This is a genomic window from Streptomyces panaciradicis (assembly GCF_023516615.1).
Taxonomy (GTDB): Bacteria; Actinomycetota; Actinomycetes; order Streptomycetales; family Streptomycetaceae; genus Streptomyces; species Streptomyces panaciradicis.
Window position 1 is genome coordinate 1 of record NZ_JAMGBF010000170.1, and the last position, 828, is coordinate 828.

The window sequence follows — 828 nt, forward strand, 5'->3', positions numbered from 1 at the left end:
CCCGCGGTCGTTGTCCCGGCGCTCGAAGCCACGACCGCCACGGTCGTCACGACGCTCGAAGGAACGGCCGGCCGGACGGTCGTCCCGACGGTCGTCACGGCGGAACCCGCCACGGTCGTTGTCACGACGCTCGAAGCCGCGGCCACCACGGTCGTCACGACGCTCGAAGGAACGGCCACCACGGTCGTCCCGGCGGTCGTCACGGCGGAACCCGCCACGGTCGTTGTCCCGGCGCTCGCGACGCTCGTACGACGGCGCCGGCTCGGTGCGCTCGACGTCCTGCGCGGCCGCCTGCGCCGGCACGGACGCCTCGGCCACGATCTCGGCGGCCTCGGTGACCACCGCCTGCGCCTCGACCACGGCGGCCTCGGGGTCCTCGCCGCGCTCGCGGGCGACCCGGGCGACGAGCCGGTCGGCCTCCTCGCGCAGCTCGGTCGCGCGCCGCTGCGCCCGCTCCAGCTCCTTGGTGAGCTGGGCGACCTCGCGCTCGGCCTGCTGGGCCGCGTTGGCCGCGGACTCGGACTGGACCTCGGTCATCGAGCGGGCGCCGGTGATCTCGGCGACCTCCGGCTCGAAGGCCGTACCGGAGTTGATGATGTGACGCCCGGCGTCGACGCCCGCGTCCTCCATCAGCCGGAAGATCTGGCGGCGCTGGTGCGGCAGGGAGAGGGACACGACCGTGCCGGTGCGGCCCGCGCGAGCGGTGCGGCCGGCGCGGTGCAGGTAGTCCTTGTGGTCACCGGCGGGGTCGACGTTCAGGACGAGGTCGATGCCGTCGACGTGGATGCCGCGGGCGGCGACGTCGGTCGCGACGAGCGCGTTGACGTA

General features: G+C 74.8%; 1 protein-coding gene. It reads right to left on the bottom strand.

All coding sequences use genetic code 11. The features are described from left to right. Positions 1-828, bottom strand: an 828-nt coding sequence (locus M8J74_RS38000) for a helicase-related protein (protein WP_283949087.1), incomplete at both ends; no start/stop codon positions are given.